The sequence below is a fragment of the Dokdonella immobilis genome, from assembly GCF_900115085.1.
Classification (GTDB): domain Bacteria; phylum Pseudomonadota; class Gammaproteobacteria; order Xanthomonadales; family Rhodanobacteraceae; genus Dokdonella; species Dokdonella immobilis.
Genome location: NZ_FOVF01000008.1, coordinates 46837 through 62622, shown reverse-complemented (window position 1 = coordinate 62622; position 15786 = coordinate 46837). Strand labels below are relative to the sequence as shown.

General features: G+C 66.9%; 13 protein-coding genes. 7 read left to right on the top strand and 6 right to left on the bottom strand.

What is annotated here, in order from left to right:
• Positions 1 to 59 precede the first annotated feature (59 nt).
• Positions 60 to 2084 (bottom strand): amidohydrolase family protein, encoded by a 2025-nt coding sequence (locus tag BM125_RS08055; RefSeq protein WP_092406751.1) that lies wholly within the window; start codon positions 2082 to 2084, stop codon positions 60 to 62.
• Positions 2085 to 2251: 167 nt separating this feature from the next.
• Entirely contained in the window at positions 2252 to 3112 is an 861-nt protein-coding gene (locus BM125_RS08050) for an AraC family transcriptional regulator (RefSeq protein WP_092406749.1), read from the bottom strand.
• A 158-nt stretch (positions 3113 to 3270) separates the two neighbouring features.
• On the opposite strand from BM125_RS08050, the gene BM125_RS08045 reads away from it, so the two are divergent.
• The 4 genes from BM125_RS08045 (at position 3271) to BM125_RS08030 (ending at position 6520) form a co-directional block, all read left to right on the top strand.
• Positions 3271 to 3816, top strand: a complete 546-nt coding sequence (locus BM125_RS08045; RefSeq protein WP_092406747.1) for a carboxymuconolactone decarboxylase family protein — start codon at positions 3271 to 3273, stop codon at positions 3814 to 3816.
• An 82-nt stretch (positions 3817 to 3898) separates the two neighbouring features.
• Positions 3899 to 4237: an LCCL domain-containing protein gene (locus BM125_RS08040; protein WP_092406745.1), complete on the top strand. Its 339-nt coding sequence runs from the start codon at positions 3899 to 3901 to the stop codon at positions 4235 to 4237.
• 121 nt (positions 4238 to 4358) lie between these two features.
• Positions 4359 to 5228, top strand: coding sequence for a hypothetical protein (locus tag BM125_RS08035; protein ID WP_092406743.1), 870 nt, complete (start codon positions 4359 to 4361; stop codon positions 5226 to 5228).
• Between the two features lie 194 nt (positions 5229 to 5422).
• Positions 5423 to 6520 (top strand): hypothetical protein, encoded by a 1098-nt coding sequence (locus BM125_RS08030; protein ID WP_092406741.1) that lies wholly within the window; start codon positions 5423 to 5425, stop codon positions 6518 to 6520.
• Between the two features lie 391 nt (positions 6521 to 6911).
• On the opposite strand, the gene BM125_RS08020 is transcribed toward BM125_RS08030, so the two are convergent.
• The 4 genes from BM125_RS08020 to BM125_RS08005 all read right to left on the bottom strand — a co-directional run bounded on the left by BM125_RS08020 (position 6912) and on the right by BM125_RS08005 (position 10784).
• Positions 6912 to 7478: a hypothetical protein gene (locus BM125_RS08020; RefSeq protein WP_139224905.1), complete on the bottom strand. Its 567-nt coding sequence runs from the start codon at positions 7476 to 7478 to the stop codon at positions 6912 to 6914.
• Positions 7479 to 7671: 193 nt separating this feature from the next.
• Positions 7672 to 8046, bottom strand: coding sequence for a YciI family protein (locus BM125_RS19755; protein ID WP_139224904.1), 375 nt, complete (start codon positions 8044 to 8046; stop codon positions 7672 to 7674).
• Between the two features lie 109 nt (positions 8047 to 8155).
• The gene (locus BM125_RS08010; protein WP_092406735.1) at positions 8156 to 9709 is read right to left on the bottom strand and encodes a cryptochrome/photolyase family protein; all 1554 of its coding nucleotides are present in this window, start codon (positions 9707 to 9709) and stop codon (positions 8156 to 8158) included.
• Positions 9710 to 9842: 133 nt separating this feature from the next.
• Positions 9843 to 10784: a LysR family transcriptional regulator gene (locus BM125_RS08005; protein ID WP_217647827.1), complete on the bottom strand. Its 942-nt coding sequence runs from the start codon at positions 10782 to 10784 to the stop codon at positions 9843 to 9845.
• A gap of 100 nt (positions 10785 to 10884) precedes the next feature.
• On the opposite strand from BM125_RS08005, the gene BM125_RS08000 reads away from it, so the two are divergent.
• Genes BM125_RS08000 through BM125_RS07990 form a run of 3 tightly spaced genes read left to right on the top strand, consistent with a single transcriptional unit; the run spans position 10885 to position 15786 of the window.
• Positions 10885 to 12444, top strand: a complete 1560-nt coding sequence (locus tag BM125_RS08000) for an NADH-quinone oxidoreductase subunit L (protein ID WP_139224903.1) — start codon at positions 10885 to 10887, stop codon at positions 12442 to 12444.
• Positions 12441 to 14927, top strand: a complete 2487-nt coding sequence (locus BM125_RS07995; protein ID WP_217647826.1) for a YbcC family protein — start codon at positions 12441 to 12443, stop codon at positions 14925 to 14927. Before BM125_RS08000 ends, BM125_RS07995 begins: the two co-directional genes overlap by 4 nt.
• Positions 14920 to 15786 carry a DUF6671 family protein gene (locus tag BM125_RS07990; protein WP_092406731.1) on the top strand — a complete coding sequence of 289 codons (867 nt, stop codon included), beginning with the start codon at positions 14920 to 14922 and terminating at the stop codon, positions 15784 to 15786. The genes BM125_RS07995 and BM125_RS07990 overlap by 8 nt, the downstream gene beginning before the upstream one ends.

Below are 15786 nucleotides of genomic sequence, written 5' to 3'. Positions count from 1 at the left end.
CCCCGCGCGCGGTGGCGAGCTCGGGCCGACCTCGGCCAGTGATCCGCGCGCCGTCGGCGTCAGGACTTCGGCGCGGTCAGCTTTGGCGGCTCGGCGAATGGCTTGATGCCGAAGTGCGGATAGACTTCCGAGGGGAAGTAGACGACGCCGTCCTTGACCACCATGCGGATGCGCTTGATGGCCTTGAGGTCCTTCGTCGGGTCGCCGGCAACGAGGAAGAAGTCGGCCAGCTTGCCCTTCTCGATCGAGCCGAGCGACTGTTCGCGGCCGAGGTATTCGGCCATGTCCCAGGTCGCCCGCTTGAGCACCTCGGGCGCGCTGTAGCCGATCTTCTCGAACAGTTCGAGTTCGCGGTGGTAGCTGAACGAGCCGCCGGTGTCGGTGCCGGGAATCAGCAGGATGCCGCGCTCGCGCATCATGCGCAGGGTGGCCAGGATCTGTTGCCATGCGCCGGCATAGGCCTCGGCATCGCCGGGTGCGGACATGTCGGACCAGGCCCTCTTCGCATCACGCTGCACACCGATCGGCAGGTGCTCGATCGTGTCGACCTTGCCGGCCGGCACCTCGCCGTCGCGCGACAGCAGCAGCGCTTCGTGGATACCGATGGTCGGCTCGACCGCGACCTTGCGCGCGACGATGTGGTCGATCGTGTGCTGCACCTTCGTCGATTGCAGGTCGAGTCCCGGCAGGCGACGCAGCGCGGTCAGGCGCAGCAGGGTGCGCGTGTCCTCGTCGGGCGCCAGCACCCAGCCGAGCATGATCTGGTTGATGTGAGTCAGCTCGTCGAAGCCGGCATCGATCATCGCGTCGGCATTCGAGAAGGCCGGCACGTGGCCGTCGACACGCATGCCGAGCCGGTGTGCCTCGGCCGCGGTCGCCTTGGCCCAGGCCGGATTCATGCTGTTGTAGAGCTTGACCTGCCAGAAGCCGCGCGCGCCGTACCAGCGCACCGCGTCGATCGCGGCCTGCTGGCTGTCGACGAGGATGCCGTTGTTGGCGCTGAACGGACTCTTGCCTTCGATGAAGCCGCTGCGCGTGATGCGCGGGCCGGCGATCGTGCCGGCTTCGATACGCTCGATCAGCTTTGCCAGCACGGCATTGTCGTTGCCCATATCACGCATCGAAGTGACCCCGGCCGCGACGTTGAGCAGGGCGCCTTCCTGCGAGACATGGCCGTGCATGTCGTTGAGGCCGGCGACCAGGCTGCCGCCTTCGCCGTCGATCAGCACTTCGCCGGGCGTCGCCGGACTGTCGAGCGGTTCGACCGCAGCGATGCGCTGACCGGAGACCAGCACCGAGACCGACGCTGACAGCGCCAGCGTGTGCGGATCGAACACGCGCACGTTGCGGATTCGCAGCGGCGCCTCGAAGCGATGCGCGGTCTCTTTCTGGATCGTCTCGAAGCGCGTCGTCGAGAGCTGTGCGGCGATGCCGCGCAGGCGCACTTCCTCGCCCTCGAAACCCTTGCGCACGATCACGAAGCTCGGCGTGATGTAGGCGAACAGCGCCTGCTTTTCGTCCAGCAACAGGTAGGACGGATTGAGCTCGAGGCCGCTCAGCGCCACGCTGCGCACGCGCTCGGTCGTCTTGCCGTCGCTGACGCTGATCGGCTCGCCTTCGTCGAGATGCACGCTGCCGCCGGGCAGCGTCGGCAGGGTGCGGTCGATATCGCCGAGCAGGGCGCGCGCATAGAGGCCGAGTGCCCACGGGCTCGCACCCTGGCCGATGTAGAGCCGGTGCTCGGGCGAATCGAGGCTGCCGCTGCCGACCGAATCGGTCCATTGCGCCTTGTCGCCGACCTGCTCGAAGTGTTCGTCGACCTTGCTGCCGAAGGTGGTCGCGCCCTGGATCGTCCAGGCGGTCGGCAGGCCCTTGCCGTCGAGGCGGATCGTCTCGGCCAGGGTCGGGCCGCGGCCGTTGTTCTTGTAGTCGAAGTCGACGCGGGTTTCGCCGTCATTCGTGGTCGTGGTCAGGTGGCCGAGCACCTTGCCGCCGAAGATCACGCTGAATGATTCATCGGCTTGCGCCGCGGATTGCAGCATCACCAGCACGGCGGTCGCCATCAGGGCGCGGAACAGGCTCATGCGTCGTTTCCCCATCTCGTCCGGAATTCGGACATCGACGGCCACTGTGACAAGCGCGGCGCGCATTCACAACTGCCGATCGTCCCGGGTCGATGGTGCAATGCACATTCCACTGCAGGCGCAGCCGCCCGCGCACGGTCTCGTCCGCGCAACCAGGAAACGAGAGATCAGGCCGCCGTACGCTGCGCCTGCAACCACTGGCGCGGTGACTCGCCGAGGGTCTGCGTGAAGGCGCGCGACAACGAGGCTGGACTTGCATAACCGAGCTGGAAACTCGCCGTCTTGATCGACGCGCCTTCGCGCAGCAGCGACTGCGCAATCGCGATGCGCCAGCGCTGCAGGTAGTCGGCCGGGGTCGAACCGACCACATCGCGAAAGCTTGCCGCGAACGCGCTGCGCGACATGCCGGCCGCCTCGGCCATCGACGCGAGCGTCCATGGCTTGCCCGGCTCCTCATGGATCGCCGTCAGCACACGGGCCAGGCGCGGATGCGAAAGCCCGGCGAGCAGGCCATCCTGCAGGCCGGCTTCCTCGGCATGGTCGAGCAGCCAACGCAGCAGTTGCAGGACCAGCACTTCGAACAGGCGATCGGCCAGCAGGCGCTGGCCGCACTGCACCCGCTCGCCCTCGGCGAACAGCAGTTCGAGCGTCTTGCCGATTCCGTCGATTCGACGCAATGGCAGCACCAGCACCGGCGGCAACGCGGCCGCCAACGGATGGTTCGCTCCACCATCGAAATCGAGCGTCGCGCAGACCAGGTCCGCGCCGTCCTCGGGCGGGTTCTCGAACGTGTGCTCGAACGCGCGCGGATAGAACAGCAGGGTCGGCTCGTCGAGTTGCACCCGAGCCGGTGCACCCGAGCCGCGCGGATGCAGCACAGCCATCTCGCCGCGCTTGAGCAGGTGCAGGAAGGCGCGCCCGGGCCGCGCATCGAAGCGGGTCAGCCCGCAAAGCGAGCCGCTGTGGAACAGATGGGCGCGCACGCGGAAGCGTTCGAGCAGGGAGGAGAGACGGTCGATCGATTCCATGGCCGGCAGCGATTCTGGACGAATTGGATCGAATAATGGACTAAATAGAACCATAAGTCCTGCATCTTCCACGAAACTGCCGCCCACCGGATCACCGCAGCGGACCCATCGGGGTTCAACCGGCCCGGCTCCTTCCCCACCATCCATTGGAGACAATCATGACCCGTGTTCCCTTGATCGACCGCAGCGCCACCAGTCCCGATCGCAAGCAACTGCTCGATTCGATCCACGGCGCCTTCGGCGCGACCCCAAACATGTTCCGCGCCGTCGCCAACTCGCCGGCCGCACTGAAGAGCCTCTGGGGTTCGTTCGGCGCCCTCGGCGGCGGCACCCTCGATGCGAAGCTCGGCGAACAGATCGCCGTCGCCGTCGCCGACCGCAATGGCTGCGAATACTGTCTGGCCGCGCACACGATGCTCGGCAAGAAGGCCGGCGCGACGGCCGAGCAGATGCGCGAGGCACAGAACGCCGAATCGACCGACCCGAAGACCCGCGCCGCCCTGCAGATCGCCGCCCGCATCGTCGATACGCGCGGCCGCGTCAGCGACGCCGACGTCAAAGCCATCCGCGAGGCCGGCTACGGTGACGAACAGATCGTCGAGATCCTCGCCCACGTCGCCCTCAACCTGTTCACGAACTACGTCAACAACGCCCTCGCCGTCGAAGTCGACTTCCCGGCTGCGCGCCTGCGCAACGCGGCCTGAGCCCAACCCGAGCCGCCGGACTGGTCGCGGGAGCGTCCGCTCCGGCGGCCAAGCGGACCGGCGCACGCGCATCGAAAGGGCCGTGGCGAAGTACCACGCGGCCTGCGCCACCGACTCGCTCGGCGACATGGTCGACCCGGGCACGCGCCGGCCGTTCCTCGTCACCGCGTTCGCTGCCGGCAGGGGCCGCGTGCAGGGCACAGATCTGTATGCCTGCGGTTCGAACTTCGCCAGGTCCGTGGTCCACGCTGGCGTGCTCGCCGACGGCGCGACCGGCATCGTCGAAGTCGCAGCCACCCCGGAGCGGCAGCGTGGCGGCTTCCTCGGTTCGCCGCGCCATGGCGTCAGCTCCGAAAACTACACCCGCTCCGCATACGCCTGCGCGATCCGCTTGCTGGAGTGCATCTCGGATGCGCAGTGAGCAGCCCATGGATGCGCACGCGCCGGCGCCCGGAACGCGGGCGCAATGCGTGGGAAGGGGCACCGATCGGGATCATCGCGCCCCGGCTTCAGAGCCGTGCACAGACCGGAAGGAGTGCAAAATGAAGATCGTTCCCCAGACGCGCAAACACGGCCTCTCCCTTGCCGGCGCAAGCCTGTTCATGGCCGCCCTGATGGGCAGCGCCGGTCCGGCCCGGGCGGCGATTCCGGAAGCCGAACGCAACGTATTGCTGGTGCTGTACACAAATACAAATGGCGCCGGCTGGACCGACCATGCCGGCTGGGGCGGAGCAGCCGGCAGCGAGTGCACCTGGTACGGCGTCGAATGCAGTGGCGACCACGTGACCGGGCTATTTCTTGACTCGAATCATCTGGCCGGCAGCCTGCCTTCGCTGACCGGATTGACCGCGCTCGAAGCAATCTCCGCGTTCGGCAATGCGTTGTCGGGCGGGATTCCCGAGCTCGCGGGGATGGCGAACCTGCGCTACTTCGAAGTCAGCGTCAATCAACTGAGCGGACCGTTGCCCTCGTTGTCGGACCTGCAAAACCTGGGAATTTTCGGCGCCCAACTCAACCAGCTGAGCGGCCCGATCCCCCCGTTCGCGGATCTTCCCGCACTGCGCGGATTTGTGGCTCTGGGCAATCGGCTGAGCGGATCACTGCCGTCTCTCGATGCGCTCGGCAGTCTCGAATCGTTCTATGTGGACTACATCGAACTTACCGGCTTCGTGCCCTCGCTCGATGCCCTGCAACGCTTGAAGCGGATCCAACTCAACGACAACCAGTTGCGTGGCGATATGCCGTCACCACCGAACCCTGGCATCCTCCTCGACGGCGATTCGCAATTGTGCGGAAACTACCTGACCCCGATTCCCAATGCCGACTGGGATCGGGCGACCGGCGAAAGCCCGTGGTACCAGCACTGCACACCGTTGCCGGACCGGATCTTCGCCGACGGCTTCGATCCTTGAGCGATCGTCGCCCGACCGCTCCGCGCCGGCCTTGCCACCGAGATCGGGCGGCCAGCCCTTGGCGGCTGGCGTCGCAGCGGGTCGGTTCGCGCCCTGTGCCGGGCGACCAAGTCACGCCCTGACTTGCCTCGAGCCGCCAAGCAGTGGTACCAATCGCTTTCGCTGAATGCGAACCGGGGACTTTGGAGGTTCCGATGAAGCGTACGAAGGGTCTTTCCCGCTTCCTGCATGCCGCGACGGCCTGCTGCAGTCTGGTCTTTTCCACATCGGCGCATGCCGATCCCGACGAGATCTACGGTGACGATTTCGAGGGCTTTGATCCGCCTCCTTGCGATATGGCAATTCCGACCCAGCCCGGCGATCTGAAGGATTATGCCAAGGCCATGGACCTGTGCTCGGTGTACGCGCCCGGTGCGCAGACGTCCGGCGTGGTCAGCGCCGTGCTGAGCCGGGTCGACGGCACCGGCTCGCCGGCCGCTTCCTCTTACGCGGTGCGTCCGCGCTTCGGAACGGGGACGCTACCCACCTTCGGCGACTCCACCGTGGTGCTATCCACCGGTGCGGCGGCGGGTCAGGGCGACACTGCGCCGAGCTTTGTCGCGTTCGAGCCCGGCTTCAACCATGCCATCTCCAGTGCCTTGCCCGGAGACTGGTTGGCTGCGAACGGAAACGCCATTCCCCGGCCACCCAATTGTCCCGCCGTTCCGGTCAACCTGGCCCACGATCCCGTGATGCTGACCTTGAATGTGCGCGTGCCCGGCAATGCGCACTCCTTCAGCGTCGACGTGAACTATTTCGGTGCGGACTTTCCCGAATGGGTGTGCAGCCCTCTCAACGACGTCTTCGTCGCCCTGCTCGACAGCACCTACGCAGGGTCGCCGGCCAATCCGGCGGACCGCAATCTTGCCGCTTCCACCGAGCCCGGCTCGGGCGGGCTGCCGCTCGGTGCCTACCTGGCGTACGCCAACAGCGGCCTGTTCAGGCAATGCATCAATGGCAACATGGGCTGCGAATCGGGCGGTGTCGCGGCGCAGATAAACACCTGTACATCAACAGCGGGTCTGGTATCGACTGGCATGGATATCGCCCATCCGGGTGCGTGCGATTCCAATTCGCTGGCCGGAGGCGGCACCGACTGGCTGGTCATTCGTGGCAACGTCGTGCCGGGCGAAACGATCACGCTGCGATTCGGGCTTTGGGATAGCGGCGATGGATTTTCCGATTCGCTGGTCCTGCTCGACCACTTTCGCTGGTCGCCGCTGACGGTCAGCCCCGGCATGCGGCTGCCGTAGAGACAACAAGGTACGAGGTACGGGGTCAGGTCTTGAAATGTGAATTCCTTTCTAGCGTTAATTTGATGTCGCACAATACTGCAAAAAATGACGAGTGCAATCGTTCGAAGAGTGTCGATCTAATCATCCGATCCATAACTCACTCGCCAGCATCTCAGATCGTCCCATAACGGTTCTTTGGGGTTGCGCTGGCGGCAGCCCCGGCAGGCTAGCCAGTGCATCGCCCAGGCCAATGTGGCTCACCGAATCGGTGTGCCGCTCGCAAAGGCCGGACAGCCCTTCATTCCAGGCGAACAGCATCCGCGCGCCAATTTCCTCGAACCCGGGATTTGCGCGCATGGCTTCGCGTACGCGGGGTGCAACGTCCTGACTCATCCCAGGCCGCGCCAGGCTATGGCTTTGGCAGATGCTTCCTGGCGTAGACCAATTTGCCGTGATCGCTTCGCCCGAGAAATGGCTCAAAGGGTTGCAACAATTCAACAACATCAACGTACTTGCGTCTTTGAAACGCATCTGCTGCCGCGAGTGACGCTTGCTCTATGCGCTTCGGCCTTGTCTCGCGCTCCCAACGCTCATCGCGAAGGCGGATTTCCCCTGGAGTAGGCTCATAGGCTTCATCGTGAGCTATAGCCAAATACATGAAGTGGCCCGCTGCGTCAGGCCACTCGGCTATATCGCCCGGAAGCGCGTCCAGCCATGCGTCGATAGCCTCGCGGAAGGGCCGAACAAACTCATGGAAGCGGCGCACCTCGTCGAGAGGCTGCTTGTGGATGTAGTCGAGACGGGTGACGTCGCACCCAATTGCCCAGCGCTCGGCAGTAGGGATGAGCGGTTGTAATTCCTCAGGGACCTGCGCTGGATCGATCACGATCTCCGGCCTATTCTCGCCGTAGAGCCCGTACTTTTGCTGCAAAAGCCACGCGGCGCCGACTTCGAATCCAGGGTCCTTCTTTCTCATTCGTCGCTTACGCTCTCTGGGGCAAGCCAACTAGGCCGCAGAAAAAAGTCTACCGATATTGCTGGAACAATCGCGTGTACACCAGAGCTATTTGTGGATGGCGAGCTCCTGCGATCCAGGCGGGACCTGAGGCCTCTTGAATATTGAATGGCTACTGCGGCTGAAGACCATCATTTGATGGCCGTCTTGGATTTCATGCCGATGCGCCGCGGTCCATGTAGCAGTGACGCTTTGGAGGCGACCACGCGATCTCAATGGCGCGCTGGGTCCGATCGGCCATAGCAATCGATCCGAGCGCGCGGCGAATCGTAGCGTGGCTCGGAAAACCCAATACTGGTATTCCGGACTCCGGATCGAACAGGATCTCGCGCACTTCCTGCGCGCAGCGGCACGCGGCGGCGAACTTGGCGGCCCACTTCAGGGCGTCGTCTCGGGTCGGGCCGTCGAGGATCGAGAAACCGCCAAGGACGGCCTTGGTCTCGGGGTAGGGATCGGCGGAGACGGCGGGGAGATCGGTGTCGGGAATCTTCATTGTTCCGTCGTCGAACGAGATCAGGAAGCGCTGCATGCTTGGCTCCTTGGTTTATCGACCCGGCCAGCCAGCGCCCGGCACGCCGGACGCGCCCATCAGCGCGGCATAGGCGGGTGGGTCGCGCAGGTGGTCCAGCGCAGCGGCGTCACGTTGGCGTCCCCTTTTCATGTCGAATCAATTGCGCGGCATCGCGAATTGTTCGCTTCTCGACGTCGTCCAGCCGTTCCAGATTGCGCACCTGCAGGGCCATGCGCGGATTCTCGCGCAATCGATCGGCATGGCGGATCAGGAAATCCCAGTACAGGGTGCTGAACGGGCAGGCGGTTTCGCCGGTGCGCTGTTTCGGGTCGTAACGGCAATCCTTGCAGTAGCCGCTCATGCGGTCGATGTACTGGCCGGTAGCGGCATAGGGTTTGCTCGCCATCAGGCCGCCGTCGGCAAACTGGCTCATGCCGAGGGTGTTCGGAAGTTCGACCCACTCGACCGCGTCGACGTAGACGGCCAGATACCATGCGTGGACTTGCTTCGGTTCGACCCCAAGCAGCAGCGCATAGAGGCCGGTGACCATCAGGCGCTGGATGTGGTGGGCGTAGCCGTGTTCGAGCGTTTGCGCGATCGTATCGGCCAGACAGTGCATGTCGGTGTCGCCGGTCCAGTAGAAGCCGGGCAGGTCGACGTGTGCGTCGAGCGCATTCGACTCGAGGTAGTCCGGCATGCGCGTCCAGTAGATGCCGCGCACGTATTCGCGCCAGCCGAGGATCTGGCGCACGAAGCCCTCGACGTCGGCGAGCGGGGCCCTGCCGTCTTCATGGGCCTCGACCGCGGCGGATACGACTTCGCGCGGGTCGAGCAGCTTGAGATTGAGCGCAGCCGAAAGATGGGAGTGGTAGAGCCAGGGCTGGCCGGGCCACATCGCATCCTGGTAGCGGCCGAACTGCGGCAGACGATCGCGCACGAAGCGCATCAGTGATTCGAGGGCCTGTTCGCGACTCACCGGCCAGGCGAACGCATCGAGTGAGCCGGGGTGATCGGCGAAGCGCGATGCGACGAGGTCGAGGACTTCACGGGTCAACGCGTCGGGTTCGAAACGGATCGGCTCGGGCACGTCGCGCGGTCCTTCGGCATCGAAGGCGCCGCGATTCTCGACGTCGTAGTTCCATTGGCCACCGAGCGGTTTTCCACCATCCATGAGGATGTCATGGCGCTTGCGCAGCTCGCGGTAGAAGTATTCGAGCCGCAGCGTCTTGCGGCCCTTGGCGTGGGCGGCGAAGTCGCGCACGGTCGTGTAGAAATGCCGGTCATCGCGCAGCTCGAGTTCGAGCCCGGCGTCGCGGGCCACGCCGCGCAGGGCTTGCAGCACGCGCCAGTCGCCCGGTGCGGTCATCACGAGTCGTTCGGGGCCATGCTTCGCGATCGCAGCGCGCAGCGCTGTCGCCAGATCGGGCGCTGCGTCGGCATCATCAAGCTGCTGGTAGATCAGCGTTCGCCCGGCCTTGCGCAGGGCCAAGGCGAAGTGGCGCATGGCCGCGAGGAACAGCGCAATGCGGGGCTTGGACGACCAGACATGGGTCGACTCCTCGGCGACTTCGGCCATCCAGACCGTGTCGCGCGCGGCATCGAATCCATCGAAGGCGCTGGCGGCGAGATCGAGCTGGTCGCCGAGCACGATGACCAGGGAACGCGCGGCTGGCTTGCTCATCCGCAGAGCATACCGGCAAGTGCGCACGCCGGGTCGCGCGATCTCGATCCCTGAGACCGCGCCGGCACACTCTTTCGCCGCAGCTTCGGCTGCAGTTCCCTCCGTTGGATCAGCCCTTGGGCGCGGCCCGCCGTCAGCGCGCCGCGCCTTTTTTTCGGACCGATCCTGCGCCTTGACCGGCTGCCAGCCGGCCTTCGAGCAATTGCTTGAGTATGGGCGGCTGCAGCCTGCGTGCGGTCGTGATCGCGTAGAAGTTTTCGTGCACCTTTGGCACCGTGCAGTAGACCTGCAGGATGCCGTTGCGCAGTTCGTCCTGGACCACCACCTCGGGCAACAGGGCGATGCCCCCGGAGTCGCGCGCGAGCAGGCGCAGCATGGCCATGTCATCGACCTCGGCAAACAGCGTGTAGCTCACGTCCAGATCCTCGCAAAGCACATCGAACTGGGCGCGCAGGTCGCTGCCGATGCCGGGCAGCAGCAAGCGCGCATCGGCAAGATCGCGCGGAAAACGGAACGGCTTGCCGCGTGGCCGCGGATGCCCGACCAGGCACACCGGCTGGCGCGCCAGCCGACGGCAGCGCCACGGTCGATCGATCTCGGTGGCGACCGCCGAGTTGGAAAGGACGAGATCGAGCCTGTGCACGCGCAGACGCTCGAGCAGTTCCTCGAGCGAGCCCGATTCGTGGACCAGATGGACTCCGTCCAGGCCGACCACCGGACGCAGGAAATTTTCCTGGAAATTGCGCGACAGGGTCGCCACCCCGCCGACGCGCAGGCGCTGCACGGCCTGGGTCTGTCCCGTACTGACCGCTTCGACGAGCTCGCTGCCGAGGGCGAAGATGCCTTCGGCGAAGCCGAGCACGAGCTGGCCGGTTTCGCTGAGCACGAGGCGGCGGCCTTCGCGCTCGAACAGCGGTTGTCCGAGCTGCTCCTCGAGCTGTCGGATCTGCGCCGACAGGGCCGACTGCGAGACATGCAGTTTCGTCGCGACACGGGTCAGGTTCCCCTCCTTGGCCACGGCCCAGAAATAGTGGAGATGCCGGTAGTTGAGCTGGCGCAGCGCGGGCGTGTGCATTCCGTTGTTCTCCAAAACAGAACGAATCGTCAACAACAAACTATTTTACGTTCGATCTCCATTGCCGCAAAGTGCCGCCGCCCCGCCTGGAGACCGCAAGATGATTGTCGACGCCACCGTGTTGCCCTGGGCCTCGCCGTTGCTCTACGTGGCCGGCGCACTGGCCGCCCTGGCGATTGCCGACGACGCGCGCCGCTGGCGCCTCGCCGGCCGCATCGCGGCGGTGGCGCCGTTGGCTGCGCTGGCCACGGCGCTGTTCGAAGTCCCTCAGGGCGCCAGAGTCGACATGATCGGCCTCGCCATGGTCCTGCTGGTCGGGTTGATCGGCTGGGTCATCGTCCGCTATTCGGCGCGCTACCTGGCTGGCGAGCGTGGCCAGCGCCGTTACGTCGCGGCCACGCTGCTGACCCTGGCCGCGGTCTGCACGGTCGCCCTGAGCCAACACCTGGGGCTGCTCGTCGCCGCCTGGATCGCGAGCAGCCTGGCCCTGCATCCGTTGCTGACGTTTTTCCGCGAGCGCCCGCAGGCGCTCGTCGTCGCGCACAAGAAGTTCATCGCCAGCCGCCTGGCCGAGCTGTGCCTGCTCGGCGCCCTGGCCCTGATCCACGCCGCGCTCGGCACGCTGGCATTGCCTGCGATCACGAATGCGCTGGTCGGCGCAGCGGGGCTGCCTGTCGGCCTGCAGGCGGCGGCGCTGCTGGTCGCCCTGGCCGTGATCCTGAAATCCGCGCAGCTGCCGGTGCACGGCTGGCTGATCCAGGTCATGGAGGCACCGACTCCGGTCTCGGCCTTGCTGCACGCCGGCATCGTCAACCTCGGCGGATTCGTGCTGATCCGGCTGGCGGCGCTGATCGGCGCGGTGCCGGCGGCGCAGACACTGCTCGTCGTGGTCGGCAGCCTGACCGCGGTGCTGGCCGGCCTGATCATGATGACCCGGATCAGCATCAAGGTGCGCCTGGCCTGGTCGACCTGCGCGCAGATGGGCTTCATGTTGATGGAGTGCGGCCTCGGCCTGTATGAACTCGCCCTGCTGCACCTCGTCGCGCACTCGCTGTACAAGGCGCACGCCTTCCTCGGCGCGGGCGGACGTGTCGCTGACTATCGCCAGGGCCTGCTCGGCGAACGGACTGCCGACCGGCGGAGTGCCGGTCGGCGCATAGGCGCGGGAATGCTTGCGGCGGTATTCACGGTGACCGTGGTCGGCGTCCTCGCCGCGGCCTGGAGCGCCGGCTTGCAGGTGACACCGCTGCCCTGGATCGTCAGCCTGATTCTCGGCCTCGGCCTGACCCCGCTGCTCGGCGCCACATTGCGCGAGCTGCCGCGCGGGCTCTTGCGCGTGGCCGCCGTGGTGCTTGCCTACCTGGCCTGGCATGCCGTGGCCGGTTCGCTGATGACGCTGCCCGCGGCCCCGCCACCGACCGCTCTGGCACTGTGGGCCGCGGCCTGCTTCGTCGCCCTGTACGGCGTGCAGACCGTCCTGCGCTCGGCGCCGCAGGGAAGGCTGGCGCGCACGCTGCACGCGCCGATTCACGCCGGCCTGCACCTCGATGAACGCTTCCAGCGCCTGACCCTGCGCATCTGGCCGGCCCCGCGGGTGACCGCGAACGCGGCGCTGCGGTCACGCATTCCCATCACCGAACCGAGCGGAGAACATCGATGACCCTCGCCCTCATGGCGCTACCGAGAAACGCCGACGCCTCGCGTGCCGCGGCGATCGAGACGGCCATCGAATCGGCCTGTCGCTCGATTGCACCGACCTGGCCGCTGGACCGCTTCATTGCGGTCAGTCCCTACTGGGAACAGATCGAGAGGCCGTTCGCCGAGGTCGATGCGCGACAGCGCCGATTGGCCGGGCGCGGACTGCAGATGCCGTTCGACTACTTCCGGGAGACCTGGCGCGAGCGGCGCTTCGATGCCGGTCACTTGCGCACCGCCGTCGCCGAACAGGGCGTCGCCGGCGAAGTCGAGGCAATCATCGCGGCGCTCGAGTCCGCGCACGCGCCGGCCGATGAGCGTCGGCCCTTGCCGCTACCCAGCGACAGCCTCGACCGCCACCGCGACCTGCGCCACGAGCCCGCCTGGGCCGATCTCGTCACCCAGCAGGTCAGCCAGTTCTGTGCGGCGTGGTTCGACGCCGGCGAATCCGACTGGGCGATGCCGACGGGCGCCAGCCTCTACGCGGACTGGCGCCGGGCCATCGCCGCCGATCGCGGCATCGACCTGCTCGTGCACCTGCCGCAGCGCAAGGCACGGGTGGCGATGCTGGAGCCCGATGCGCGCGCCATGATCGGCCAGGCGGTGGATGCGCTCGGGATCCTGGATGCCGAACTCGAGGACTTCCTCCACCTTGTCCTGATGCGCATCAACGGCTGGGCGGCCTGGTGCGCGTACCGGCGCTGGCAGGCCCGCCTGGGCGGCAGCGAGGACGATTGCCTGCTCGAGCTGCTGGCGATCCGTCTGGCCTGGGAGTGCCTGCTCGATGATGGCCGCCGCGACGATCATTCGAGCTGGGCCGACTGGCGCAAGGCCTGGCAGCGCCGCGATCCCGAGCCGGTTGGCTCCCGCTTCGCGCGGACCTGCCAGCGCGCACTCGAGATCGCCTACGAGCAGCGTTTGGGTCGATCGCTGGCCGCCTGCACCGACCGTGACGAGGCGGCCGCCGAGGTGCTCGCCGTGTTCTGCATCGACGTGCGTTCCGAGGTGTTCCGGCGCGCCCTCGAGGCGGTCGCCCCGAACCTGCGCACGGCCGGCTTCGCCGGCTTCTTCGGCCTTCCAGTGGCCTATGCGCCGATTGGCACCGCATTGCGCGAGCCGCGCCTGCCCGGGCTGCTCGCGCCTGCGCTCGAGGTCAGCGAGCGCGTGGTCGCCGGCAGCGACGATGACCTGCGCCGTCGCCGCGGCCAGCGCCTGCAGGCGAGCGCCGGCTGGCGATCGACCTGGCAGCTGCCAGCGGCCGCGTTCGGCCTGGTCGAGGCCCTCGGCATCGGCCATGCGCTGAAGCTGGTGCGACGCAGCCTGCCGGCGACCGCAGCGCGTTGCGCCGTGACCGACGCTGGCCTGAGCAAGCATGAGCTCGATTCCTTGCGGCCCCGCCTGGTCATCGCGGGGTCGGATGTTCGGAAGAAGCGCGTGGACCTCGCCGAAACCGTGCTGCGCGCGATGAGCCTGAGCCGCATCGAAGCGCGTGTCGTCGCCCTGGTCGGCCATGGCAGCCAGAGTGCCAACAACGCCCATGCTGCCGGACTCGACTGCGGTGCTTGCGGCGGCCAGGCCGGCGACCTCAATGCGCGCGTCCTCGCCGACCTGCTCAACGATTCGACGGTTCGCGCGGCCCTGCCCGGGCGCGGCCTGCAGATTCCGGACGACACCGTGTTCGTCGCCGCCCTGCACAACACCACGACCGACGAGGTCGAGTTGTTCGAAGACCACGCCATCCCCGGATCGCAGGCGCCACTCGTGCGCGGGCTGGTTGATGCCTTGCGTGCCGCCGGCGCGCGCGCCCGCGCCGAACGCGCGGCGACCCTTGGCCTCGATGCAGCGAGCGGCGATGCCCGCCTGCTGCGCGCGCTGCACCAGCGCGCCAACCACTGGGCCGAGACCCGACCGGAGTGGGGACTGGCCGGCAACGCCGCCTTCATCGTTGCGCCGCGGGCGCGAAGCCGCGGTGTCGACCTCGGCGGCCGCGCCTTCCTGCACGACTACGACTGGCGCAGCGACCGCGGCGAGGTCCTCGAACTGATCATGACCGCGCCGATGGTGGTCGCGCACTGGATCAACATGCAGTACCACGCCTCGATGGTCGATCCGGTCCTCTATGGCAGCGGCAACAAGCTCCTGCACAACGTGGTCGGCGGCCATATCGGCGTCTTCGAAGGCAACAGCGGCGACCTGCGCATCGGCCTGCCGCTGCAGTCGCTGTACGACGGCCGGCGCTGGATGCACGAACCGCTGCGGCTGTCGGTGTTCATCGAGGCGCCGCGACCGATGATCGATGCGGTCATCGAGCGCCACGCGGTCGTGCGCCAGTTGGTCGACAACGGCTGGCTGCACCTGTTTCGCATCGAACCCGAGGGACACGCCGTCGAAGTGCGAAGCGGTGGTGCCTGGATCGCCGGAACGGAAGCAGCGCCGGTGCATGACTGAGCCGGTGCGGTCGCCAGCGTCGGCCTATGCCGGCCGACGCATGGTCCTGCTGACCCGGCACGGCAAGCAGGCGCAGATCGGCCCGCTGCTCGAAGCGGCGATCGCTTGTACGGTCGAGGTCAATGAGCAATTCGACACCGATCGGCTCGGCACCTTCACGCGCGAGGTCGCGCGCGCGGGCAGCCAGCTCGAAGCGGCCCGGCACAAGGCCCGGCTCGCGCTCGAACTCGGCGATTGCGCGTTCGGGCTTGGCAGTGAGGGCGCGTTCTTCAGCGATCCGGTCAGTGGCTTGTTGCCGTGGAATCGCGAGCTGGTCGTGCTGGTCGATGCCGAGCGCCGCATCGAGGTCTGCGGTGTCGCCCACGGCCCGGCCTGGAACAGCCACCGGCAGACCGGCGATTGGGACGAACTGCTGGCCTTCGCCGAGGCTGCGGGCTTTCCGGACCAGCAACTCGTGCTGCGTCCGCTCGACGCGGCACGGGCCGGATTGCGCAAGGGCATTGGCGACTGCGGGACACTGGCGGCCGCGTTCCAGTGGGCGGTCAGCCAGTCACCGTCGGCGATGGTGCTGGCCGAAACCGATCTGCGCGCGCATTGCAGTCCGCGGCGCCGGCAGCGCATCGCCGAGGCGGCCACGGATCTGGCCCGTCGCCTTCGTTCGCTCTGCCCACGATGTGCAGCGCCGGGATTCTGGCTGGGCGAAAAGCGCCCGGGCCTGCCTTGCGCCTGGTGTGGCGAGCCGACCGAGCTCGCCGTTGCCGAAATCGAGGCTTGCGTGCGTTGCGCGCATCGCGTGGAGCGCGCCGCGGCCGGAGCGGCCGAAGCCGATCCGGCGCATTGCAGGGTCTGCAATCCCTGA

Excerpts from the sequence above, each read along its gene's own strand:
- BM125_RS07990 (WP_092406731.1), top strand. The coding sequence starts at position 14,920 with ATGACTGAGCCGGTGCGGTCGCCAGCGTCGGCCTATGCCGGCCGACGC.
- BM125_RS08005 (WP_217647827.1), bottom strand. The coding sequence starts at position 10,784 with ATGCACACGCCCGCGCTGCGCCAGCTCAACTACCGGCATCTCCACTAT.
- BM125_RS08055 (WP_092406751.1), bottom strand. The coding sequence starts at position 2,084 with ATGAGCCTGTTCCGCGCCCTGATGGCGACCGCCGTGCTGGTGATGCTG.
- BM125_RS08050 (WP_092406749.1), bottom strand. The coding sequence starts at position 3,112 with ATGGAATCGATCGACCGTCTCTCCTCCCTGCTCGAACGCTTCCGCGTG.
- BM125_RS08010 (WP_092406735.1), bottom strand. The coding sequence starts at position 9,709 with ATGAGCAAGCCAGCCGCGCGTTCCCTGGTCATCGTGCTCGGCGACCAG.
- BM125_RS08045 (WP_092406747.1), top strand. The coding sequence starts at position 3,271 with ATGACCCGTGTTCCCTTGATCGACCGCAGCGCCACCAGTCCCGATCGC.
- BM125_RS07995 (WP_217647826.1), top strand. The coding sequence starts at position 12,441 with ATGACCCTCGCCCTCATGGCGCTACCGAGAAACGCCGACGCCTCGCGT.
- BM125_RS08030 (WP_092406741.1), top strand. The coding sequence starts at position 5,423 with ATGAAGCGTACGAAGGGTCTTTCCCGCTTCCTGCATGCCGCGACGGCC.
- BM125_RS08020 (WP_139224905.1), bottom strand. The coding sequence starts at position 7,478 with ATGAGAAAGAAGGACCCTGGATTCGAAGTCGGCGCCGCGTGGCTTTTG.
- BM125_RS19755 (WP_139224904.1), bottom strand. The coding sequence starts at position 8,046 with ATGCAGCGCTTCCTGATCTCGTTCGACGACGGAACAATGAAGATTCCC.
- BM125_RS08035 (WP_092406743.1), top strand. The coding sequence starts at position 4,359 with ATGAAGATCGTTCCCCAGACGCGCAAACACGGCCTCTCCCTTGCCGGC.
- BM125_RS08000 (WP_139224903.1), top strand. The coding sequence starts at position 10,885 with ATGATTGTCGACGCCACCGTGTTGCCCTGGGCCTCGCCGTTGCTCTAC.